Origin of the sequence: Virgibacillus salexigens (assembly GCF_014905415.1) — a bacterium.
Classification (GTDB): Bacteria; Bacillota; Bacilli; order Bacillales; family Amphibacillaceae; genus Virgibacillus; species Virgibacillus salexigens.
The window spans coordinates 508,732-532,567 of sequence record NZ_BNEO01000001.1 but is presented as its reverse complement, the minus strand read 5'-3'; the positions used below and the strand labels follow the sequence as shown (position 1 = coordinate 532,567).

At 38.1% G+C, this 23,836-nt stretch carries 19 protein-coding genes; 14 read left to right on the top strand and 5 right to left on the bottom strand.

Annotated features, from left to right (window positions below):
* Window positions 1–59 precede the first annotated feature (59 nt).
* The 12 genes from cax (at window position 60) to JKP73_RS02455 (ending at window position 16,924) form a co-directional block, all read left to right on the top strand.
* Complete coding sequence (gene cax / locus JKP73_RS02510; RefSeq protein ID WP_021289370.1) at window positions 60–1,124, top strand: calcium/proton exchanger; 1,065 nt, start codon at window positions 60–62, stop codon at window positions 1,122–1,124.
* 365 nt (window positions 1,125–1,489) lie between these two features.
* Complete coding sequence (locus tag JKP73_RS02505; protein ID WP_160806683.1) at window positions 1,490–3,274, top strand: sigma 54-interacting transcriptional regulator; 1,785 nt, start codon at window positions 1,490–1,492, stop codon at window positions 3,272–3,274.
* 384 nt (window positions 3,275–3,658) lie between these two features.
* On the top strand, window positions 3,659–5,320 hold the full coding sequence (locus JKP73_RS02500; protein ID WP_051739023.1) for an acyl-CoA dehydrogenase family protein: 1,662 nt from the start codon (window positions 3,659–3,661) through the stop codon (window positions 5,318–5,320).
* 15 nt (window positions 5,321–5,335) lie between these two features.
* The gene (locus JKP73_RS02495) at window positions 5,336–6,232 is read left to right on the top strand and encodes an NAD(P)-dependent oxidoreductase (RefSeq protein WP_021289366.1); all 897 of its coding nucleotides are present in this window, start codon (window positions 5,336–5,338) and stop codon (window positions 6,230–6,232) included.
* Window positions 6,229–7,689, top strand: coding sequence for a CoA-acylating methylmalonate-semialdehyde dehydrogenase (locus tag JKP73_RS02490; protein WP_200410851.1), 1,461 nt, complete (start codon window positions 6,229–6,231; stop codon window positions 7,687–7,689). The genes JKP73_RS02495 and JKP73_RS02490 overlap by 4 nt, the downstream gene beginning before the upstream one ends.
* A gap of 254 nt (window positions 7,690–7,943) precedes the next feature.
* Entirely contained in the window at window positions 7,944–8,717 is a 774-nt protein-coding gene (locus tag JKP73_RS02485; protein ID WP_021289364.1) for a GntR family transcriptional regulator, read from the top strand.
* A 226-nt stretch (window positions 8,718–8,943) separates the two neighbouring features.
* Window positions 8,944–10,113, top strand: coding sequence for an acyl-CoA dehydrogenase family protein (locus JKP73_RS02480; RefSeq protein ID WP_038242748.1), 1,170 nt, complete (start codon window positions 8,944–8,946; stop codon window positions 10,111–10,113).
* A 135-nt stretch (window positions 10,114–10,248) separates the two neighbouring features.
* Window positions 10,249–11,811, top strand: a complete 1,563-nt coding sequence (locus JKP73_RS02475; RefSeq protein WP_234447070.1) for a class I adenylate-forming enzyme family protein — start codon at window positions 10,249–10,251, stop codon at window positions 11,809–11,811.
* Window positions 11,812–11,861: 50 nt separating this feature from the next.
* Window positions 11,862–13,259, top strand: a complete 1,398-nt coding sequence (locus JKP73_RS02470; protein ID WP_038242750.1) for an MFS transporter — start codon at window positions 11,862–11,864, stop codon at window positions 13,257–13,259.
* Between the two features lie 44 nt (window positions 13,260–13,303).
* Window positions 13,304–14,956 carry an alkyl sulfatase dimerization domain-containing protein gene (locus JKP73_RS02465; protein ID WP_200410849.1) on the top strand — a complete coding sequence of 551 codons (1,653 nt, stop codon included), beginning with the start codon at window positions 13,304–13,306 and terminating at the stop codon, window positions 14,954–14,956.
* The gene (locus tag JKP73_RS02460) at window positions 14,953–15,318 is read left to right on the top strand and encodes a YidH family protein (RefSeq protein WP_021289359.1); all 366 of its coding nucleotides are present in this window, start codon (window positions 14,953–14,955) and stop codon (window positions 15,316–15,318) included. The genes JKP73_RS02465 and JKP73_RS02460 overlap by 4 nt, the downstream gene beginning before the upstream one ends.
* 244 nt (window positions 15,319–15,562) lie before the next feature.
* Window positions 15,563–16,924: an alkaline phosphatase gene (locus tag JKP73_RS02455; RefSeq protein WP_038242752.1), complete on the top strand. Its 1,362-nt coding sequence runs from the start codon at window positions 15,563–15,565 to the stop codon at window positions 16,922–16,924.
* 124 nt (window positions 16,925–17,048) lie between these two features.
* Here JKP73_RS02455 and JKP73_RS02450 read toward each other — a convergent pair whose 3' ends face one another.
* From JKP73_RS02450 to JKP73_RS02430, 5 genes are all read right to left on the bottom strand, one after another.
* The gene (locus tag JKP73_RS02450; protein ID WP_021289357.1) at window positions 17,049–18,095 is read right to left on the bottom strand and encodes an enoyl-CoA hydratase/isomerase family protein; all 1,047 of its coding nucleotides are present in this window, start codon (window positions 18,093–18,095) and stop codon (window positions 17,049–17,051) included.
* 38 nt (window positions 18,096–18,133) lie between these two features.
* Window positions 18,134–18,919, bottom strand: coding sequence for an enoyl-CoA hydratase-related protein (locus JKP73_RS02445; RefSeq protein WP_160806679.1), 786 nt, complete (start codon window positions 18,917–18,919; stop codon window positions 18,134–18,136).
* Window positions 18,920–19,166: 247 nt separating this feature from the next.
* Window positions 19,167–19,385: a DUF2187 family protein gene (locus tag JKP73_RS02440; RefSeq protein ID WP_021289355.1), complete on the bottom strand. Its 219-nt coding sequence runs from the start codon at window positions 19,383–19,385 to the stop codon at window positions 19,167–19,169.
* A gap of 28 nt (window positions 19,386–19,413) precedes the next feature.
* The gene (locus JKP73_RS02435; RefSeq protein WP_200410848.1) at window positions 19,414–19,929 is read right to left on the bottom strand and encodes a MerR family transcriptional regulator; all 516 of its coding nucleotides are present in this window, start codon (window positions 19,927–19,929) and stop codon (window positions 19,414–19,416) included.
* A gap of 289 nt (window positions 19,930–20,218) precedes the next feature.
* Window positions 20,219–20,560 carry a carboxymuconolactone decarboxylase family protein gene (locus JKP73_RS02430; protein ID WP_021289353.1) on the bottom strand — a complete coding sequence of 114 codons (342 nt, stop codon included), beginning with the start codon at window positions 20,558–20,560 and terminating at the stop codon, window positions 20,219–20,221.
* A 340-nt stretch (window positions 20,561–20,900) separates the two neighbouring features.
* On the opposite strand from JKP73_RS02430, the gene JKP73_RS02425 reads away from it, so the two are divergent.
* Both JKP73_RS02425 and JKP73_RS02420 read left to right on the top strand, forming a co-directional pair.
* Complete coding sequence (locus tag JKP73_RS02425) at window positions 20,901–21,818, top strand: hydroxymethylglutaryl-CoA lyase (protein ID WP_021289352.1); 918 nt, start codon at window positions 20,901–20,903, stop codon at window positions 21,816–21,818.
* A gap of 470 nt (window positions 21,819–22,288) precedes the next feature.
* Window positions 22,289–23,683 (top strand): M14 family zinc carboxypeptidase, encoded by a 1,395-nt coding sequence (locus JKP73_RS02420; protein WP_021289351.1) that lies wholly within the window; start codon window positions 22,289–22,291, stop codon window positions 23,681–23,683.
* The last annotated feature ends 153 nt before the right edge of the window (window positions 23,684–23,836 follow it).

Below are 23,836 nucleotides of genomic sequence, written 5' to 3'. Positions count from 1 at the left end.
AAAACCATCCAAATTGGGTAGCCTATCCCTATAACATTTTTGAAAGGGGATGATGCGAAATGATGAATAAAATCTTCATTATTTTAGTAATTATAGGGCTACCTTTATCTGTGATCGGATCCTTACTGCATTGGTCTGCAGTCATCATGTTTGCCATCTACTGCCTAACGATTATTGCCCTTGCTGGTTTTATTGGCCGAGCAACTGAAAGTTTAGCAATCGTAATGGGGCCACGAATTGGTGGATTAATGAATGCTACTTTTGGAAATGCAGTAGAACTCATTATTTCAATTTTTTCATTAAAGGCGGGATTAATTGGAATTGTCCTTGCCTCACTTACTGGGTCTGTACTAGGTAACTTATTACTTGTTGCTGGTCTTTCATTTTTTGTTGGCGGGTTGAAATATAAACGCCAATCTTTCGATGTATATGATGCTAGACATAATTCAGGTCTGTTAATCTTTGCTGTTGTTGTGGCATTTGTTATTCCCGAAGTATTTTCTGCATCCATGAATGAAACAGATACAATGATTTTAAGTATCGGTATTTCGATTATTTTAATTCTTTTATATATCGCTGCACTTGTGTTTAAGCTTGTGACTCATCGAGGTGTCTATACAAACAATAATGAAGATGTAGAAAAAAAACAGGAAGAAGAAGTTCCAGAATGGGGAAAAATAAAGTCCATTATTGTCTTAGCTGCTTCTACCATTTCTGTTGCTTATGTGTCTGAAAATCTGGTTCATACATTTGAAGTCGTAGGTGACACGTTTGGTTGGACAGAATTATTCATTGGTGTGATTATTGTAGCAATTGTAGGAAATGCTGCGGAGCATGGATCAGCTGTAATTATGGCGTATAAAAATAAAATGGACGTTGCAGTTGAAATAGCAGTTGGATCAACCCTCCAAGTAGCTATGTTTGTCGCACCAGTTCTCGTCCTTTTGTCTCTCTTTTTCACGACATCGATGCCACTTGTATTTACGTGGGCAGAGCTTATCAGTATGGTTACAGCCGTATTGTTAATGATTCGTATATCGGTTGATGGTGATTCCAATTGGTTTGAAGGATTGGTATTACTAGCGGCTTATGTCATCATGGGTATCGGATTTTACTTATTATAAATAGATAAAGCATCCACGATGAGCTATCAGTGGATGCTTTGACCTGTGTTAATTACCAGGAGGACGATTGCGTTTATATTTGTTTTGATTTTTCATATCATTAATTTCTTCTTTACTCTTATTTTTTGTTTTTGTTTTTCCTTTTGCCATGTCATTCCCTCCTTTAAGTTTAGTTTGCCTCGTATGAAATAAGATCATGTATTTCGTTTCGAATGGAAGAAGTCCGTTTGCGAATCCAAAAAAATAATGCTATAATTCAGAAAAAACACATGTTTCTACACGCATAAATGAAAAGGCTTACATTTATTTGCAGGGTATAATGGACAAAAATTGAACAACCGCTCAATTTATCTAATTATAGGAGGATGGTTAGCGTGGAAGAAGTAATACATACGGTAGAAAAGTGGATGAATTCCAATCTTATAACCATCCAAAAGTCAATGACGATTAAGGATGCCATGAAAATTGCCACAGAACAAAATCAAACAGAACTTCCAATTATAGATAATGGCAGTATTATGGGTGTTTTTCGTGTACATGAAGTAGTAAATTACTTGCAAGAACACTCGGTTATGGATGATGTTACAAGAATAATGAGCCTGAATTATCGAGTTTTAAATGATCGTATCCTGATGAGACAAGTGACCGATGTACCAGTATATATCATCAATGAAGATGAAAAACTTATCGGTTCGATTTCAGATAAGGAATTAACGTACTTTCAGCGATTTTTGATCGAAGAGCTCGACAAGAGAGAGGAATCCTTAAGATGGTATCAGCTCGTATTTGATACAGCTTATGAAGGATTAACGGTGGTAGATGAAAATGGAATTATTCGCCTATTTAATCAAGCGTACAGTCGATATACTGGCGTTCCTAAAGGAAAAGCAGTTGGCATGCATGCAGTGAACGTTATCGATAATACACGGTTACCGGTTGTCTTGAAAACCGGTGTTCCCGAGCGTAGTCAGCCTCATAATTTGCAAGGACAAAATGTAATTGTACATCGCATTCCAATTTGGGAAAATAATAAAATAATTGGTGCAGCAGGAATTCTTGTCTATGAAGGTGTTTCTGAAATTTATCAGGTTATTCAACGAATGGAACAGTTGGATGTTCAAAAAAATCAGTCCCCGATAGCTTATAAAACTGTTAATGAACCAGAAGCATGTGTGAAATTTGAGGATATACTCGGGGAGAGTCCGGTTATATCAGAACCAAAAAAAATGGCAAGAAAAGCTGCTAAATCACAAGCTGCCGTATTAATAACAGGTGAAAGCGGGGTCGGGAAAGAGCAATTTGCCAAGGCGATTCATTATGGTTGCAGTACAAGACATGGCAATTTTATCAGTGTCAACTGTGCCGCTATTCCAGATGGGTTAATGGAATCCGAATTGTTCGGTTATGCTAAAGGAGCATTTACAGGAGCTGATAAAGACGGGAAAATAGGTAAATTCGAATTAGCGCATAACGGAACGATTTTTTTAGATGAAATCGGCGATATGCCACTAGCGATGCAGGCAAAAATCTTACGTGTGCTTCAAGAGAAAAAAGTGGAACGGGTAGGCGGTCATCAATCGACACCTGTTAATTTTCGATTAATTACAGCTACGAATAAGGATTTGCCGCAACTGGTCAGGACAGGGGAATTTCGTGAAGATTTGTTTTATCGACTTTATGTCATTCCATTATCGATCCCGCCGTTACGAGATCGAAAAGAAGATATTCCTATTATTGTTTCTCATAAATTACAAGCGTTAGCAAAAACCTATGATGTGAAAGAAAAAACAATCGATCAGAAGTTGCTGCAAATGATGCATACATATCATTGGCCGGGGAATATACGTGAACTAATGAATGTATTGGAGCGATTGTTTGTCCTAACAGATGGGGATCATATTACATTTGATGAATTACCCGAGCTTGAACAAACAAATACTGCTTCTCAGGAAATGCAATCCTATAGCCCGTCTCACCATAATCATCTTGGAAGAAGAAAGGAATTATTAGAGGAAGCTTCCAAAGAGGAGCAAGAGTTAATTGAACGTACGCTAAGAAAAGTACAAGGAAATAAATCACAAGCAGCTAAGCTTTTAGGTATGTCCCGTTCAACACTATATAATAAATTATCACGCTATAAAAAAATATAATACGTACAATCACAGGCATACTTTTAAGGAATCCTGTGATTTTGTATGGAATAAAATGTTTATAGATAGGATGTGGAATTGTATGGACAGCTAAACACTTTATGTGTAGAGTTGCATAATCACTAACCACACTCGAAGGAGTAAGAGGATGGGGGGGCAATTTGTTGATTTGTCTCGTGATGAAGTGAAGGACAGCTGACTCCAGCGGGAAAAGCAACAGCTGAAGATCCCGGAGGAGCCTGAAGCGTTACCCGCGGAAAGCGACCGTCCGCAGCGGCAAGATAACAAATTACCAAATCCAAGCCGGCGTTATTAAATAGCTTCGTAAAGGTAGTGAGGGGTTGGCATGAATTTTGCATTTGTAAGATTGAAGGGGGCGAGAAGATGGAGAAAGTAAGTGCATCTCAGCGAGAATCCATGTTTCCAAATGAGGATGTATTCAAACAGATATTGAATCTCGATCATTTTCAAGAAGAAAAACAACTGATTACAAAAACTATTGAAAAATTTGTTTCCCAACAAGTAAATCCCAATATGGATAAACTTGAAGCACATGATTATACATTAGCAAAACAACTTTTTCGTGAGACCGGTAAGCTTGGACTGCTTGGTGCAGATGTTCCTGAAGATTATGGCGGACTTTCCATGGGGAAACGAATGGCAGGTAACATTGCTGAAAAAATGGGTTTTGGCGGGTCATTTAGTGTATCCTATAATATTCATACAGGAGTTGGTACATTACCTTTTGTTTATTTTGGGACAGAAGGCCAAAAACGAACCTATTTACCTAAATTAGTATCTGGTGAATGGGTGGGTGCTTACGCTTTGACAGAGCCACATGCAGGTTCCGATGCCCTAGCATCTAAAACAACAGCAAAGAAGAAAGAAGGAACGAAAACATGGAAACTAAATGGAGAAAAACAATGGATTACCAATGCACATATTGCTGATGTATATGTTGTGTTTGCTAATACGATAGATGGAATAACTGCGTTTATTGTTGAAAGGGATACCCCCGGGGTTTCCGTTAGTCCTGAGGAAAAAAAGCTTGGGATTAAAGGTTCATCTACAGCAACCGTTATCTTTGAAGATGTTATCCTATCAGACGAACAAATTCTAGGAGATATTGGCAAAGGGCATAAAATTGCGTTAAACATTTTAAATCTTGCTCGTCTAAAACTGGCTTTTGCGAATATTGGAACATCCAAGCAAGCATTGGCCATTGCTGTTGAATATGGAAAAGAACGGAAACAATTTCAGCAAGCTGTCGTAGAGTTTGGCATGATTCAGGAGAAAATAGCCAATATGGCAGTAGCGATTTATGGTGCAGAAAGTTCTGCATCGTATACTGCCGGAACATTAGATGTTCTGGATAACCATGTAGACAATGTAGTTAGCCACCTGGCGAACTATGCAATGGATTGTTCGGTCAATAAAGTGCAAGCTTCTGAAACATTAGACTATGTGATTGATGAAGCAGTTCAGATTCATGGTGGATATGGTTATATGCAAGAATATGAAGTAGAACGAATTTATCGTGATGCTCGTATTAATCGTATTTTTGAAGGAACAAATGAAATCAATCGACAAACCATAGCGAAATCGTTTTTGAAAAATAAAAAGGAGCACTTGCTTGCTATCGACACAAACGCCGCCCATCCATTTATTCGCCATGCAGCGACAATAATAAACATTATTTTGAATGCGTTTTCTAAAGTTTCCGATCAGACAAAGTTTGAACAGATGTCGCTACGAAGTATGGCCGATATTATTAAGGAATTCTACGTTATGAACGCTACGCAACTGATGGCTGCCGATAGCAATCAGCAGTTGAAGCAAAAGCTAGCGAACTTATTTTGTGAGGAAGCATATCAACGAATTGAAAACAATGCGATCATGCTTCTGTCTTCTTTAACTATAAGTGATAACGACAAGGGTGAACAACTGGATGACATTCGGGCATTACCAGTAAGGTATTCCAATATATTTTTAGTAAAACAGGAAATTGCTCAAGCAATTATTGCAAATGACGGATATATGGAATAAGAAATGGGGGATAGCATGAAGAAGATTGGATTTATTGGTTTAGGGAACATGGGATTACCGATGTCAAAGGGATTGATTCAGGAAGGATATCATGTTACTGGTTATGACTTAAATGAGCAAGCTCTACTTTCGTTGAAGCAGGCTGGTGGTGAGATTACTTCTACTATCGCTGACGTGGTAGCGAAAAGTGATTTGATTTTTACGAGCTTGCCATCTTCTAAGGCGGTAGAAGATGTCTACTTAGGTGTCGATGGACTGGTTGATAGAAGCGACGATTCAAAGTTGTTGATCGATACAAGTACCGTCGCGCCTGAACTTAATCAACAGATTGCAGCAGCATGTAAAGCAAAACAATTATCGTTTTTGGCAGCACCGGTCAGCGGAGGAGTAATTGGTGCTGAAAACCAAACATTGACCGTGATGGTTGGTGGGCCAACAGCTATCTATAATGAAGTCTTACCTGTACTCGAAGTGCTTGGTGAAAATATCTTCCATGTCGATGAACAGATTGATAGTGGAACAACAGTTAAATTAATTAATAATTTATTAATTGGTTTTTATACTGCTGGGGTTAGTGAAGCCTTGCATATTGCTAATAAGAAAAATATTGATTTAGATGACTTGTTTTCAATGCTTAATGTTAGCTATGGACAGAGCCGAATTTATGAACGGAATTATCAAACTTTTATTGCTAACGAAGATTACAATCCAGGATTCTCCTTGAAGTTACTGCGTAAAGATTTGGAGTTTGCGATGGATGTGGCAGATAACAATCAATTGGACTTACCGATTAGCAAAACATTATTAGCTTTGTATAAGGAAGTAGAGCAGGAAGGTTTTGGGGATAAAGATATGTCTGTTCTGTACCAACGAGTGAAAGAACAATCAAATAAGAAGGAGGCAGCAAAATGATATCTTCAGAAATAAAAATGATGAAAAACTTTATCGGTAACAAATGGGTAGAATCACAGAGCGATGAAGTAGTTGATATTCCTAATCCTGCAACAGGGGAGGTTATTGCACAAGTAGCTTTATCAGAGAAGGAAGACGTAGACCTAGCAGTTGCTGCTGCAAAAGAAGCTTATGAAGATTGGGCGGCTGTTCCAGTACCTGATCGTGCTCGTTATCTCTTTCAATATCTTCATCTTTTAAAAGAACATAAAGCAGAGTTAGCAAAGATTATTACGCTTGAAAATGGGAAATCATTAAGAGATGCAGAAGGGGAGGTACAGCGAGGAATTGAAGTAGTAGAACTGGCAACCTCCACACCGAATCTCATGATGGGAGATGCACTTCCAAGTATAGCGAAAGGGATAGATGGATCAATCTGGCGTTACCCACTCGGTGTTGTAGCAGGGGTAACACCATTTAACTTTCCAATGATGGTACCGCTTTGGATGTTCCCATTGGCAATCGCATGTGGAAATACATTTGTCTTGAAAACATCCGAACGTACACCAATTTTGGCTGAACGCCTTGTTGATTTATTCTATCAGTCTGGATTTCCAGATGGCGTATTGAATTTAGTTCATGGGGCAAAAGATGTGGTTAATCGCGTATTAGAACATCCTGACATTGAGGCTATTTCCTTTGTTGGTTCAGAGCCTGTCGCAAAACATGTATATCAAACAGGTACTGCTAATGGCAAACGTGTGCAGGCACTAGCTGGAGCTAAAAATCATGCGGTCGTTATGCCTGATTGCAATATAGAAAAAACAGTTCAAGGCGTGATTGGCGCAGCCTTCGGTAGCAGTGGGGAAAGATGTATGGCTTGTTCGGTAGTTGCCGTTGTAGATGAGGTAGCTGATGAATTCCTAGAATTACTAACATCGGAAACAAAAAAATTAAAAGCTGGGGACGGGATGGATGAATCGACATTTGTAGGACCGGTAATCCGTGATTCTCATAAAGAAAGAGTGATTCGCTATATTGATTCAGGTGTTGACGAGGGAGCAGATCTGCCTGTAGACGGGCGTCATATCGAAGAAGCTACCCCAGATGGATATTATGTTGGTGCGACTATCTTTGATCAAGTAACCCCAGATATGAAAATATGGCAAGATGAAATATTTGCACCTGTCTTAAGTGTTGTCCGAGTGAAAGATTTGGAGGAAGGCATAAAGTTAACGAATCAATCTAAATTTGCCAATGGTGCTGTTATCTATACTTTGAATGGTAAACATGCACAAACTTTCCGTGAGCGTATCGATGCTGGTATGGTTGGTATTAATGTCAATGTACCAGCACCAATGGCGTTCTTCTCATTTGCTGGAAACAAAGCTTCCTTCTACGGAGATTTAGGTACAAATGGAAAAGATGGCGTACAATTTTATACAAGGAAAAAAGTGGTAACCGAACGCTGGTTTTGATAAATAGCAAGATGTACAAAACAACCTGATTCTTAAATTCGAGGATCAGGTTGTTTTATGTGCTTGACTTAAGGAAAAAGTAGATGCCGGGTTATTTTATTATTCTCAAACAGTGACCTACAAATTTTGTACGTAAACGTGACTGATGAAGAACTGCATAACAAATACTTCATTTAAACTTAAACTATATTCTTTTTGTCCAGTTTTACCAATTGTTGTATAATAAGACGAGATAACATTTGGAGGTTATATTTGTGAAAGTAGATCGCAGTAGTCATGTTCCCATGTATCGTCAAATAGCTGACGATTTACAACAGAAAATACAAGATAAATATTTTGAGGTTGGCGAACAGTTACCAACTGAACCTGTTCTGATGGAATTGTATCAAGTGAGCAGGGTCACCATTCGAAAGTCAATAAATCTTTTGGTTACGGATGGATTAATTACGATTCAGCGTGGAAAGGGGATGTTTGTTAACGCCCCTGTAATTGAGACCGATGTTTTGAATGATATTCTAAGCGTTGAGAATTTTAAAGGTTTTTATGAAACCCTTTTAGATCAAGGTTTAGATGTGAATATTAAATTGTTAAGATCAACTTTAGATACTCCCCCCAAAAATATTGCGGAGGCTTTGGGTTGTTCACCGGATATGAAAGTTCAAAAGATAGAGCGTTTATTCTATATTAAAGATCTGCCGATTGCATTTCATATTGGATACATATCTCCAAACTTATATATTAATAAACAAAAAGTGTTGGATAATATTGAATTCCAACCGTTAAGTACATTAATTCAAGAGCAATCTCAAAATGAGCTAGAAGAAATTAGGTGTTCGATTGAGGTTAACCAAATTCCTGGAGATATCGCAGAATATTTACATGTGCCTCCTAGATTTCCAGTTTTAACACTATACCGTACATTTATTACTGGGAATTCCAAGCCTTTTATTTCAACTCTTATGTATCTTTCCTCTGATTCATACCAATTTACAATTAAAAATAAAGGTCAGAATTCCAAGAATAAATAAGTGATCCAGTCTTCTTATAAGACTGGTTTATTTTTTGTCCTTTATTAAGCATCTTCTTTGTGAGCAACTGTTAGACAAGAACTATTGCGATTCTTTTCGAAAGGTTCTGAAAAAATATTGACACAGAATTAGAGATATATTAATGTTATAAATAATACGTCATATGACGTATTATTTATAACTGGTAGACAGAAAAGTAAGGAGATTCATCTAAAGGGAGGGATGCATGGTGACAAGTACTTTACAAAATAACGGCCTAAGAGAGAAATTAAGCAGATTTATTTACAATGAGTTGTTACCATACGAAAGAGAGCATGAAATTGACTCTGAACAACAGATTCCGATTGAACATATTGATTGGGTCAGAAAGAGATCTAAGGATCTAGGGTTTTACGGAATTAATCTTCCGAAAGAATTGGGAGGACAGGATATTAGTTTAAAAACACTTTGTCTTTTGAAGGAAGCATTGACACAATCCGGTGCTGCTCTTTGGGGACATGTATTAGGTGAAATTGGCGGCCCCTTAAGGATTGGTAAGATGCTAAAGGTATTTACTCCAGAACAAAAAGAGAAATATGTAATGCCAGTTATTAATGCAGAAGCAGGATGTTGTTTTGCCTTGTCAGAACCAGGAGCAGGGTCAGATGCTTATGCGATACAAACAACAGCAATACGAGATGGTGACAATTATATTTTAAATGGGAAGAAACATTTTATCAGTGGCTCACCATATGCTGATTGGGCAATAGTGATGGCAAAAGATATTTCTGAGAAAGGTAATGAAGGGATTACTGCATTTATCGTTGATAGAAAGACGGAGAGCAGACCAGGTTTTAAATTAGGAAATATACAGGTGCCAATTTCTGGTGAGCATAGTACCGCTGAACTAATTTTCGACCATTGTCAAGTTCCAACTTCAAATATACTTGGTGAGCCGGGAGAGGGACTTCGCTTGGGGATGAGCAGGATTAATGAAAACAGGGCTTCTTGGGCGGCAACTTATCTTGGTGTGGCACAACGGCTTTTAAATCTGTCGATTGATCATGCCAAAAAACGGAACCAATTTGGGCATGCCATCAGTGAATTTCAAGCTGTTCAGCATATGTTAGCTGATATGGCCACTGAAATTTATGCTGCGCGTTGCATGCTATATGACGTAATTGAAAAAATTGATAACGGTGAAAACGTGAGGGCAGAAGCATCCATGGTGAAGGTTTTTGCTTCTGAAACATCCAACCGAGTTGCAGACAAAGCGGTTCAAATATTTGGAGGAAAAGGATTAATGAAGGGACACCCGGTTGAAAAAATGTACAGAAATGTGCGTATGTTTAGGGTTTTGACTGGTACTTCTGAAATTCAAAGAAATACAATTGCAAAGCAAATGCTGAAAAGGTAGAAGGGTGTTTGGTAATGAGGCAATGTTTCCTCACTATATAAGTGCAACAAACAACATTATTCTTCAAGGATAGATAATGTGAGATTTCCTAAGAAGAATGATTTTAGATTTATGGAGGGATTTTCTGTGGAAACCATGACTTATCAAGATTTAATGTTTAATGGTGTAAGAAGGTTTGACCATCAGCCTGCGCTTACGTATTTAGAGAAGAATGAAACGATTAGTTATAAGGAATTACAAAATAGAGTAGATCGGATTGCTGGTTATTTAATGCAGCTTGGTGCAGGTGTTGGCACTCATATTGCTATGTCAATTCCGAACAGTATTGAAAGCGTTTTATTTAGCCGTGCAATAGGACGCTGTGGTGCTGTACTTGTCCCCTTAAATAATAAACTTGGTGTTAGTGAGGTTGATTTTATTCTAGCAGAAGCCGAACCGGATGTTGTGATTATTGCAACGAGTAATCATATAGAATCCGTATTGGAGTACCAAAAGGGGACAGCGGGAAGAATAGTGGTGGGGATCCCGGGGTTTGCTATCGACTATCCTGAGGAATTTATTATATTTAATTGGGATCAAACCGTTTCTAGTGTGGAATTTCCTGTTGCTAAACCTGACGATACGGCATTGATTTCCTATACCGGTGGTACGACAGGTACACCAAAGGGAGTAATCCATTCGCAAAAGAATTTAGCAGCTGGATTGCAAACCGCCAGTATGGAATATCCTTACGATGATCAGGATAAGGTTTTATTTTGTACACCACTTGTACATTCAGCGGGGGTCCTGCTTAATCGATCGTTATTGTCCGGCAGTCACGTGTATATTCTAAGATCTTTTCAACCAGGGGCTTTCTTGCATGCTGTGCAAAATGAAGGTATTACAAGCACTTTCGTTGTTCCAACGATCATTTATCGCTTGATAGATGAAGCCAAGGAAAAAAACTATGATGTAAGCTCGCTGCGAAATATTAATTACGGCTCGTCTCCGATATCTCCCGAACGTTTGAAGGAAGCTTTTGCATTATTCGGAACAATTTTAAGACAGCAGTACGGTATGACTGAATGCAGTATCCTAATTGCCCGATTAACAAAAAGTGATCATCAATGGGCTTACAAAAATAAGAGAGAAGTGCTGAAAAGTTGTGGAAAGCCTTGTCTAGGTACTAGTATTCGTCTTGTTGATGATCATGGTAACTGCGATCAAACGGTACGGAGGGGAGAAATCATTGTTAAGGCCCCTTATCTCTCAAGCGGTTACTACAAACGCCCTGAGCTTACTGAAAATTCTTTCCGGGACGGTTGGTTTTATACGGGGGATATTGGTGAAATAGATGATAGCGGATTCTTGTATATCGTTGAAAGAAAAAAAGACATGATAATTTCAGGTGGTTTCAATGTATATTCGGTTGAAGTAGAGAGGGTTATTAATCAGCACCCCGCTGTGGACATGAGTGCATGCATCGGTGTGCCACATTCCGATTGGGGAGAAGCTGTTTGCGTCTTTGTAGTTCTTCGCAAGGACAAAAGCTGTTCTAAAGAAGAATTGATTCGATTCTGTAAGGAACGAACTTCTAGTTACATGGTTCCGAAAGAAGTTCATTTTAAAGCATCGCTTCCTTTAACGATGATTGGGAAGATTGATAAGAAAAAATTAAAAGAACCTTTTTGGGAAAAAGTGGAACGACAGGTCCATTGATAGGAGGAAGACATAAAAGCTTAAAAAGTGATAAATATAGGGGGATTTGTATGGCCGATGTTATTTTGGATACAGAAAATAGACAGACCAATGTAAAACAAATTCCAATGAAACATATTTTTGGTTATTCATTGGGCGCGTTGTCTTATTATACATTGTTTATGACAACTACGACCTATCTGATGTATTTTTATACGGATGTTGTAGGAATCAGTGCAGCTGCTGCGGGAACTATTTTTTTATTCGCTCGATTGGTGGACGCCATTTCTGACCCTGTTGTAGGAACCATTGCTGATAGAACAAACACAAAGCATGGCCGCTATCGGCCGTATATCCTTTGGGGAACTATCCCACTTGTTGTAACAGGTGTGCTCTGTTTTACTTCGCCAGGTATCTCTGAAAGCGGAAATGTAATATACGCTGCCATAACATATATATTATTCGGAATGATGTATTCGTTTGTAAATGTCCCTCATATGTCGATGGAAGCATCCATTACATATGATCCGGATGAACGGTCGAAAGTGATTTCGGTGAAACTGATTTTTCAGTTGTTTGGAGCTTTAATTGCATCAACACTTACCATGCCTTTGGTTCGTATGTTTACCAATGAGGAAATAGGGTTTCTTATTACGATGGTACTATTTGGGATCGTTTGTGCAATTCTTTTGTTCATAACGTTTAGAACAACAAAACCGTATGCATGGTATGAAGGCTTGGTCAACAAGAATAAGAAGAGGGGAAGTATTCTAAAACGGTGGGGAGTGGTAGGGAAAAACGATAAATTAAGATTCTTAATCATGATGCTCTTTGTTTCATCTATCGTTCAGGCGTTAGTACAACCAGTAGGAATCTATTATATGACCTATAATGTTGGTAGAGCGGATTTAACAAGTTTATATATGTTAAATATGATGGGGGCAACTATTGTAGGAGCCTTTTTAGTCCCTTTTATGTCAAAGTTTATGGAGAAGAAAGCAATACTTATTTTTGGCCTGTCTTTAGGAGCTGTATGTAATGCAACGTTCTTTTTTGTTCCTTACGGCAGTTTGATGTTGATATTTATAACACGTTTTCTTGCTGGTATTGGGCAGGGGGTTATAACCGTTCTGGTCTTCTCCATGATTGCTGACTGTGTGGATTATGGAGAATGGAAACATGGATTCCGCGCACAAGGTATGACTTTTGCTACGTCTGCCTTTTTCCATAAGTCGGGAAATGCTATTGGCGGTTGGCTGATAGGAATTGTGCTAATGTTTATTGGCTATATACCGAATCAAGCGCAGACACCATTTGTGTTGGATGGAATTCTTTGGTTGTTGTCAATTATTCCAGCAGCCCTGCTAATCATTAGTATTATATTTGTTCTCCCATTTCATCTAACAAAAAGCGATTTATATCGTATTAGAGCAGATCTTGACAATGCAAGTGTCAGAAACAATGACTAGAAATTACACGATTAATATTCATACTATTTAGATGGAGGGTTGATATGGATAAGAATAATGCACTATTTTATGACAAACATTCTTATTTAGCGGAACATGCCGAGCGTTTCACAAAAAGGATAGAAAAAGTAACAGAGGGTGTGTATTCTGCCATTGGCTACGGTTTGGCAAATTCTATTTTGTTGATAACAGACGTGGGGAACATCATTGTTGATACAACGGAAAGTATTCGTGCTGCCCAGGAAATCAAGGGAGAATTTGATGAAATTTCACCGCTTTCAACTGTAGCCGTGATATACACCCACGGGCATACGGACCATGTTTGTGGTGCCTCTGTTTTTATGGATGAGGGAACGGAAGTGTACGCGAATGCAAAGACGAAAGATTTATTTAATCAACAATTTAATCAATTGGATCCTATCTTAACCGTCCGTGGAGCTAGACAGTTTGGAGTGAAAATTCCACGTGAATACCTTCCTGCGATGGGGCTTGGACCGTTTCTTCATGTCGATGGATATAATCCTCAATTGGTTATGCCTACTCAAGAGTTTGAAGATTTGTTGGAATTACGTATTGGAGGACTTCGATTAAAATTGGTTTCTGCTCCAGGTGAGACCGATGACCAAATATTTATATGGATACCCGAAAAAAAAGTGTTACTTAGTGCTGATAACTATTATCCTTGTTTCCCTAATCTGTATACCATTCGTGGAACAACCCCACGGCCAGTTTACAAATGGGTTGAATCACTAGATAAAATGAGAGATCTTGGTGCTGAGTATTTAGTTCCTAGCCATGCAGAACCGATTTACGGATCAGAAAGAATCCATGAGCTTCTTACGGTATACCGTGATGCAATTCAATATGTTCATGATTCTGTTGTTAGAGGAATGAATCAAGGGAAGACCCCAGATGAGCTGGTCGAAGGCATCTATCTTCCGCCACATCTCCAAACATATAAAGAATTACGTGAGCTGTATGGAGAGCTTTCACAGTCTATAAGAGCTATCTATGATGGTTATTTAGGCTGGTTTGACGGGAACGCAACTAATTTAATCCCCCTTTCTAAAGCGATTCGTGCCCAAAAAATAGTGGATTTAGCAGGTGGTTATCAAAAGATGCTGAAAGAGATTAGAACTGCATTGGACAACAAAGAATATCAGTGGACCGCGGAAATTTCAGATATGTTGCTGACGATCACACCGGATAATGATGAAGTTACATCCTTGAAGGCTGAGGCATTATTTAAATTGGGCTGCGCTTCTCAGAATTCAAACAACCGTGCTTATTATCTTACGCAGTCGCTTGAGTTAAAAGGGGAAATTCATTACCGGCCAAGATCTGTGGACAAACAACTTTCATACGCCAAGTCTATGTCAGTTGATCAATTTTTTTCCAATATGGCGATTCGCCTTAACCCAGACAAGAGTAAGAATGATGTCATTACCGCATCCGTTCAAATCACAGATAACGATGCAGCCTATCAAATCCAAGTGCGACGGGGAGTAGCAGAGGTACGGAGGGGATATATTCAGTATCCTGATCTTTGGATTGAAACGACAGGTGTGGTATGGAAAGAAGTCATTATTGGAGCATACGACATTCGAGAAGCACTGCATTCGGGTAAGGTCCAACTAGTGGGGGAAGTCGATTTACTACGCTATTTTGTTAATCTATTCAAAAGTGATTCAGAATGAAACAAATTAATCCTATAGAAAAAGATAAACATAAAAACCAACTAAAATATGCACAGCAGCATCTAGCAAACGAACGAACTTATCTTGCCTGGATTCGTACAGTTGTGGCTGTTATAGGTATAGGGTTATTAATTGCGCATCTTGGTATTAAGGGAATTACTCTAATCGTTACCATATTAGGAATAGGAATGGTAGGAACGTTAACAATTATCATCGCTACATTCAGTTACCTTAATAAGAAAAAACAAATCGATCAACAAACCTTTTATTCATCGCATACCAGTATTATTTATTTCTCATTTCTTTTATTTGTGATTATATTGTTTGCTCTGTTAATCAGTGCATGCTACCACATGAAATAAGTGTTCCATATTATCGATATATGTTCAAATATGAGAGTGGAAGACAGTTTAGATCGTACCAAGGGAACGGGTACGGTCTTTTCATTATTGCAAATAATAATCGGAGAAATGACAACAAATGGGGAGATGTCTTATAGAGAATAGCATTCAGTTTGAAATTAATATTCTATTTACGATGTATTAAAACTCTATTAATAGTTTGTAGATATACTAGAATTAATTGAGTTTGGAGAGGAGAGATAATGTGTTAAAGAAAATAGGTGTGGTTGCAGTAAGTCTTGGTCTAGTTGCTTCTAGTATGGGATCTGTACAAGTTGCAGAAGCAAGTAAACCAGAATGGGTGAAGCCTGGGAAGCCTGATTGGGTGGAAAAAGGAAAAGTGGAGAATGTTATTTATATGATCCCAGACGGTTTTAATGCCGATTATGCTACGAATTATCGAATCTTTAAAGGGGAAGAGGCAGTTTGGGATGACCACTTAAAAGGGATGTATACGACACATTCTGCTAACTCCAATATTACAGATTCTGCTGCGGCTGGAACGGCAATGGCAACAGGGGTGAAGACGAATAACGGAATGCTAAGTGTCGATCCAGACGGGGATGAATTGGAAACTGTTCTTGAAGCTTCAAAGGATAAAGATATGGCAACAGGATTAATAGCTACATCAACGATTACACATGCAACGCCAGCAGCGTTTGCTTCTCATGTTGAAGATCGAAATAATGAAACAGAGATTGCTAGACAAATGATTGCTAATGAAGTTGATGTTTTGCTTGGCGGTGGGAAAAGCAACTTCTTACCTGAGTCAGAAGGTGGGGAGCAAGAGGAAGGAAATTTGCTGAAAGAAGCGGAAGAGCAAGGATATGAAGTAATTGAAGATCGAGAAGAATTGCAGAAGAAAAATGAAATTTCTTTAAAAGATAATGATAAACTACTTGGGTTATTTGCGGATGGTCCACTCTCGGATGAAATGATTCGTGACAAGGAGGAACAACCAAGCCTTGCTGAAATGACAGAGGCCGGAATTGATATTCTTAATCAAGAAAGAGACGGGTTCTTCCTTATGGTTGAAGGAAGTCAAATTGATTGGGCCGGACATGACAATGATGCAGCCTGGGCAATGAATGAGGTAGAAGCGTTTGAAGAGGCAGTAAAAGAGGCAATCGAATTTGCTAAAAAAGATGGAGAAACGCTTGTTGTTATTGGTAGTGATCATGAAACAGGAGGTATGACGGTAGGCGCGAATGGCTCCGCTTCTGCAAATCCAGAATTGCTAAGGGATGTAAAAGCAACAGGAGCACAAATGGCAGCAGAATTAAATGAAGAGCGTTCCAATATTGCAGAAGTTATTAAGCAATATACGGATTTTGGCCTAAATGAAACAGAAATTGAACAAATTAAAAAGGCAGAAGATCCAGCAGTTGCCATTAATAAAGTGATTAGTGATCGTGCCAATGTTGGCTGGACAAGCAGTAATCATACTGGTGTTCAGGTACCTGTATTTGCATACGGTCCGAAGGCAGATGAGTTTGTTGGATTTTATGATAATACGGATTTACCGAATAAAATTGCAGAGGCATTGAAATTAAAATTGGATCAATAAATTTTAAATTTCATATAGATCACTAAAGCCTTATGATATTGCACCCCAAAAGTTAGTTTGTCTAACAACTAACTCTTGGGGTTTTTTATAGTGCCGCTTCAACTCGTTTTTAGAACAAGTCTGTTTAATTAACGTTAAAAAAAGAGTTCACTACGGATGGGGACACATCCGATAATTGCTGGTAATTATATTTCGGATTCCGATCTTTATCTATAACGACAGACCGAACGCCCTCATAAAAATCATGCGACTTTAAAAAGTTTCTAGCTAGAACCAAGTCTGTTTCTAGACATTCCTCTAATGTTTTATTTTCTCCTTTGATTAGTTGATCTAATGTAACCTTAAGAGAAATCGGGGATTTAGATAACAAGGTTTCTTTCGTTTTGCTAGCAAATTCACTATTATCGGATTTAAGAGAATCAATGATTTGTTCAACTGTTCCATAAGAGAAATGTTGGTCGATTTTCGATTGTAAGGCTTCGATTTCACCATCAGGTATTGAAGTTGGATGACATGTATCAAGAAGCAAATCAAGTTTTGCTGCTCGATCTTGTTCAATATGCCAATTGGTTTCCATTACTTGCTTTTCTAATGCTTCTAGCTGATTACTGGATACAGCTGTATCCGCTCCATTTACATAGAGAACATCTGTAGCAGTAATCACATTAGCTGTAAGTGCTAGGTATCTACCAGCATAGCCAGGCGCTTTGTTTAGAAAGTAAGCTGCTCCAACGTCAGGAAAAAACCCAATATTCATTTCAGGCATAGCCCATTTGCTTCGTTCCGTAACAATTCGGTGGCTGGCGCCGTAGGATAATCCAATTCCTCCGCCCATAACAACACCATCTAAGATTGCTAGAATCGGTTTAGAAAAGCTAGTAACTAATTGATCGGTTAAATACTCTTCGGTAAAGAAGGTAATTGCCTTATCATATCCATCCTTGTTATCTTTTGCCTGATACAGTGTCTTAATATCTCCGCCAGCACAAAAACCTTTGGCACCTGCACCTTTCAGAATAACAAGACAAATACGATCATCTTGTTCCCATTCTAGTAATTTCTCGCGAATTGGTACGAGCATCTCATAGTTTAATGAATTAATCGCTTTTGGTCGATTTAAGGTGATTACTGCAACTCCATTATCCTGTGTTGAGAATAAAACTTCCTCCATGTTTACACGTCTCCTTTACTTATACTTATAGTGGGAATTTATTTATGTTTGAAGCTTGGTTTTCTTTTTTCAACAAACGCGTTTACGCCCTCTTTGGCATCTTCTGTTTGAAATAATGCTGCAAAGTTTTCTCTTTCCCTTTTTAATCCATCTGCGAAGGATTCATGGTATCCATAGACAATGCTCTCCATGGCTTTGATTACACTTGTCATACTATGTCCATTAATAAAACCATTAGCCGTCGCTAAGGTTGTGGGTAATAGTTCTTCTTGGGGAGTAGATAGTTGAACAATTCCATATGCAAAAGCCTGTTCGCCATTGATATGTTTACTAGATAAAATTAACTCGGTAGCAGTAGCTATACCGGTAATTCTTGCCAGACGCTGTGTTCCACCAAAAGAGGGGATTAATCCTAAATTTAACTCTGGTAGCCCAAGCTTCGCATCATGAGCAGCAATTCGAAAATGGCAGGCCATTGCCAGTTCCAGTCCTCCGCCTAATGCAGGGCCATTAATGGCAGCTATCACCGGTTTATTCATGGACTCGATCTCATTACATAATGCTTGTCCTGCTTCGGATATACTCCTTCCCTTATGTGCATCGCCCATCGCTGGTACAAATTCTTTAATATCAGCACCAGCTGCAAAGAACTTTCCAGAACCGGTTATAATGATAGCGTGGACGTGATCAGTTTCGCGTAATTGTTTGAAAACGGTACGTAATTCTTGAATCATAGTAGTTGATAATGTATTTGCTGGTGGTGCATCTAGTTCTATCTTAGCAAGTTTATCCTTATACGTTAACTGAATATGATTACATTCCATAGTTCTTCCTCCTAGAATCATTCTATTGTTACTTTATTCTATAATCTTAATGCAAATAACATGCCAATCAATATGTGAAATCATAATAGCAAAACAGTGACTTAGCTGTACAATTGTACAAACAATTAGACAGTTATGTTTTTTATGCCGGTTTTTAGAAGATAAGATCAACACACATAAAGAAAAGCAGCTGCTATTTTTAGCAGCCGCCTTACTTATGAAGGGGAAGAGGGAGACAATGAATTTACTACTTTTTAACCTTTTGGATAATTCGGTAATTTTCATGTGCCACCACTGTATTTGAGAAGCCATGGCTGATTTTCCTCAAATTATTGGATGAGGAAATATCGACAATAATACTACGTTTACAGTTTGATGGCAGTACTTGTCCTTGTAAGATGTAATTTTCTTTCTCGAATTCAATAATATCACCTGGGTTAGCCTTTTTGGTATCTGCTTTAAACATTACAGTTCCTCCTCTAGCAATTAATTTGTTATTCGAACATTCTTGCGAAAGATTCCTTTTTCATTTCGTACTCATTCGCCGGGGTGATTGCTTGTTTTAATGACTCAATCTGTTCTCGTAAATCATTAATTTCTTTGGATTGTTGTTCTGCGATCTTCATCCTTTTTTTCTGTTCTTCCTGCAGTGATTGAATGGATTTTTCTTGATTAGCAACATTAGAGACTGTCATTCCAATCGTTTGCATCACCGTTAAGATATTTTCTCGGTAATTTCCTTGTTCAAAAGTCATTTGTACATCCTCGATTGTACTTTCTACTCGTATTGGAAAGCTTCTATTAGCTAATCGCTTTAGTATATCTGGTTTCTTATAGTTTTTGTATTTACATTTTTTGATGAATTTTAAAACGTCAATTGCTTCTGGAAGATAATACATGACATCTTGCTGCTGTGTCTTTGGTACGTACATATTAAATTCCTCAACCCAGGTTGCTGCAGTATTTTTTGGAACGCCAACAATGTGAGACAACCCATTTAGACTAAGCAATTCCATTGTTTTTCACCGTCTTTCTATTATTTTCAAATGTTTGCTGGGTGCTTATAATGAAGCACATTACTAATACTAAACAATGGTGATGGAATGAATATGTGATAAATGTGGAATAAATGAGGAAATATAAATCGATTGTTTTTATACTTCGTGAGAACGATTAAAGGGAGCAATCACTTGTTATATAAGCTCATTTGTAAGAAAAAAATCAGCCTGCAAGTTTTTCTTTACAAGCTGATTTCATACGTATCTATATAAGTATGCTCATCCAAAACGTATATACAAGCTACTGCTTTCGTTCATCAATACATGCTTGTACTAATGTAACTCCTTGACTCATTGCAGGTCCACCCCCAAAAGCAGCAGTCACACATATGGCATCAAGAATTTCCTCCTCGGTGCAGCCTTGATCCAAACAGCCTTTTGTATGATAGATAATACAATATTCATCTTGCGCATGAACACTGATACCTAATGCGATTAATTGCTTTGCTTTCTTAGGTAAGGCCCCTTCTTGAAAACAAGCTTCTGTAAAGGATGTATAGGCTTTTGTAAATCCCGGCATTTTATCGGAGAATTTTCCCATCCCTTCTTTATATTCAATCAGCTTTGATTTGGTAGAATCCATTTGCTCAGCTCCATTCTTCAAATAATTATAGAACTTAGTATGAGCAAAATAGAACTTGTTAAACCAAGTTTGTCGTTCATCTATTACATTTTCTGAGATGGGCAGTTTTGTTCTCCTTCGTTTGACTTGGGTTGGATGTTTATAATATACTTTATTCAACAAAGTTGAATGAAATGAAACATGATCCAATATATATAGTACAAAAAGAGGTTATATTTTTATAAGTAAGCGTATTCACAAGCCTTCTTATCGTGAACTGTATTTGTCATTTTGCATACATTGATAATAATACGTAATGAGGAGTTTCGAAAAAATCAATTCTGAAATTGGAGGGGAAAGCATGTGTCAGTATCCAAAGCATGTGGGTATCAAAGAGGTTGGGCCAAGGGACGGATTACAGAATGAAGATGTATTTATTGATACAAATGACAAGGTGAAATGGATTAACATGCTGTCTGAATCCGGTGTGAAGGAAATTGAATATTCATCTTTTGTACATCCAAAGTGGATTCCACCATTGGCCGATGCACGTGAAGTAGGCAGAAGGATTAAGCGAAATCCAGACGTGACCTACTCTGCGCTTGTTCCCAATTTAAAGGGGCTAGAGCATGCATTGGAAACAGGAATTGATGTAGCTTCGGTTTTTATGTCAGCAAGTGATACACATAATCAAAAAAATATTAATAAATCCATTGATGAAACCTACCCCGTGTTGAAAAAAGTAATCCATGAAGCAAAAGATGCTAAAAAGGCAGTAACTGGTTATGTATCTACCGTTTTTGATTGTCCATATGAGGGAAGAATCTCTCCAGAACAAGTAATAGACGTTTGCGATCAATTATTTGATTATGGTGTGGATTCTATATCATTGGGCGATACAATTGGAACTGCCGTTCCGAGTCAGGTAGAAGCTTTATTAGCTTCTATATTATCTCGTTACGATCAAGAAAAGATTATTATGCATTTTCATGACACAAGAGGAATGGCAATCGCAAATATGATGACATCTATTCAACATGGAATAACGCGATTTGACAGCTCTGTTGGCGGTTTAGGTGGCTGCCCTTATGCAAAAGGAGCGGCTGGGAATGTTGCTACAAATGATGTATTATATTTGTTACATGGATTGGGAATTGAAACCGGCATAAAAGAAGAAAAGATTCAACAAGCAGCTTTATATATTCAAGATAAATTAGGTAAAAGTCTACCGAGTAAAGCACTTGCTTATCAATCTAGTAATTATAAAAAAACAGTCTAAAACAACGACCTACGAAGTAAATGAGCTTTGTAGGTCGTTTGCTTTATGTGAGCCTTACGATATTTTAACTTCTCTGCTTTGTTGGGATAACGATCACCATCTTAGTAAAGCAAATAATTAGTTGGGTGCCTAAGGGCATCTTTTCTTGTTTTTAAATGATTGCAGGCAGCGTTTTTACAAAGTCACTTATACCCTTCAGATCATTCACTTCACTTGATATACCTACTAAAGTACTGATTATTCATTTTCAGAAGGAGATACAAAAGCGCCTATCGAAACTAAAAATAAATACATGTTTATAAGTTAGGGACTGGATTGCTCGGAGTTTTAAAAGGATGTATTGACTTTCTCTAAAAAGAGATTTAAAGGAGGTGTTTCATCAAAGTACATCTAAAATAAGTAATTGTTTCATCACTTTATTAAGATGAATAGCAGTAGGGATGATTAAGTGAATTTTTAGGGAGGGCATTATGAGAAAAAATAGTTGGACAAAATTAATATTCGTTGCTTTTATCTTACTAGTAATGAATCCGCTTTCTGTACAGGCGCTGCAAAACGATAATAATACTGATAATGTGGACCATGATTGGATGAGCAATGAAGAACTAATTCAAAAGCTAAATCAAATTGAGAAGGCAAGTTCTAACAGAGTCGATGTTGATGTCATTGGTCATTCACACCAAGGACGAGAAATCTATGCTGCTAGAGTGGGGACAGGGGATCAAGTATTATTAATAAATGGTAATATACATGGAAACGAAAAGAGTGGTCCTGAAGCACTTGTACAAATGCTTGAAACACTCGGAACCAGTGATAGTACCTTTGCTCAAGCAATTCGTGACGAAGTTACAATAGTTGCCGTGCCTAGGCTTAATGTCGATGGTGCTGACATAACTCAACGCCAGAATATTTTCTCATGGAATGATGTTATGAATAAGTATCCACAGCTTAATGGTACTACTCCATCTTGGTACTATAGTGAAACGAACGGCGGATTTGACATTAACCGGGATTTTAACCCGAATTTGAGCTACGAACCAGAGGTTGCGGATTTACCTGGTACAGGGGCCGATCCTGGTTTTTTCCTAACAAATGAATCCCGCATCCTTAGAAACGTATATCTGAATTTGAAAGATGAGTTCGGTGAAGTTGAGGCTTTTGTAGATCTTCATCATATGGGAACCCCAGAAACGAATAAGACCGGCGAGGATGTCACAATCGCGATAGACTATCCACCACTGGGGCCGGAAGATAGTACAAAATATGCGGATTGGCCAAAATTGGATCAAGATAAGTCTAAGCGATACGCGTTAGCTGCTGCTCTTGGGGTAAAGGAATTTTCGGATAGGGAAGAGCCAGGAGTTGCCCGTTATTTGCACCCTGAGGAACGTGACTTGCCTGGACAGGCTAGGTCTTCATTTGCTCTTAATGGAACCGCTACGGTTCTCTTCGAAATGCCAGGGCAACAACCTGAATATGGCTATGATCAAGCGTTAATCGATCGTGTGGAAAATGGATTATGGGGCATTGCTACTCGTATGGCTGATGGGTCTATCGACCAACTAAATGGTGATCAATTCCTTCGTTTGCCAAAGTATTGGACGGAGCGTTCATCTGATATGAAAATATTAGTTGAACGATTTTTAGAGGAAGGAAAGATCGAGAACGAAAGTGCTGCCCATTCATTATCTATCCATTTGATGATGGTTAATATTTATGAGAAAAGAGAAGAAGGTGAGAAGGTTGTTAAGCATATGAGGAACTTTAAATTACTACTTGATCATCAAAACGAAGAAGGATTGATTGCTGAAGATGCATATAACAGACTTCATGATGATGCTGATTATTTAATTGAGAAGTGGTAAGCTTTTATAAGAAGGTGTAGCAATATAAGGTAATCCATATAAAGCAAAAAAACATAATATGGATTACCTTTAAGTCTTTCTTAAATAGTAGAGTTGCGTTGGATCAAGCTTTACGCATTGCTTAATCCTTTTTGCACTCTTTCGTTATATAGA

Excerpts from the sequence above, each read along its gene's own strand:
- cax (WP_021289370.1), top strand. The coding sequence starts at position 60 with ATGATGAATAAAATCTTCATTATTTTAGTAATTATAGGGCTACCTTTA.
- JKP73_RS02505 (WP_160806683.1), top strand. The coding sequence starts at position 1,490 with ATGGTTAGCGTGGAAGAAGTAATACATACGGTAGAAAAGTGGATGAAT.
- JKP73_RS02500 (WP_051739023.1), top strand. The coding sequence starts at position 3,659 with ATGGAGAAAGTAAGTGCATCTCAGCGAGAATCCATGTTTCCAAATGAG.
- JKP73_RS02495 (WP_021289366.1), top strand. The coding sequence starts at position 5,336 with ATGAAGAAGATTGGATTTATTGGTTTAGGGAACATGGGATTACCGATG.
- JKP73_RS02490 (WP_200410851.1), top strand. The coding sequence starts at position 6,229 with ATGATATCTTCAGAAATAAAAATGATGAAAAACTTTATCGGTAACAAA.
- JKP73_RS02480 (WP_038242748.1), top strand. The coding sequence starts at position 8,944 with ATGGTGACAAGTACTTTACAAAATAACGGCCTAAGAGAGAAATTAAGC.
- JKP73_RS02475 (WP_234447070.1), top strand. The coding sequence starts at position 10,249 with ATGACTTATCAAGATTTAATGTTTAATGGTGTAAGAAGGTTTGACCAT.
- JKP73_RS02470 (WP_038242750.1), top strand. The coding sequence starts at position 11,862 with ATGGCCGATGTTATTTTGGATACAGAAAATAGACAGACCAATGTAAAA.
- JKP73_RS02465 (WP_200410849.1), top strand. The coding sequence starts at position 13,304 with ATGGATAAGAATAATGCACTATTTTATGACAAACATTCTTATTTAGCG.
- JKP73_RS02460 (WP_021289359.1), top strand. The coding sequence starts at position 14,953 with ATGAAACAAATTAATCCTATAGAAAAAGATAAACATAAAAACCAACTA.
- JKP73_RS02450 (WP_021289357.1), bottom strand. The coding sequence starts at position 18,095 with ATGGAGGAAGTTTTATTCTCAACACAGGATAATGGAGTTGCAGTAATC.
- JKP73_RS02445 (WP_160806679.1), bottom strand. The coding sequence starts at position 18,919 with ATGGAATGTAATCATATTCAGTTAACGTATAAGGATAAACTTGCTAAG.
- JKP73_RS02440 (WP_021289355.1), bottom strand. The coding sequence starts at position 19,385 with ATGTTTAAAGCAGATACCAAAAAGGCTAACCCAGGTGATATTATTGAA.
- JKP73_RS02430 (WP_021289353.1), bottom strand. The coding sequence starts at position 20,560 with ATGGATTCTACCAAATCAAAGCTGATTGAATATAAAGAAGGGATGGGA.
- JKP73_RS02425 (WP_021289352.1), top strand. The coding sequence starts at position 20,901 with ATGTGTCAGTATCCAAAGCATGTGGGTATCAAAGAGGTTGGGCCAAGG.
- JKP73_RS02420 (WP_021289351.1), top strand. The coding sequence starts at position 22,289 with ATGAGAAAAAATAGTTGGACAAAATTAATATTCGTTGCTTTTATCTTA.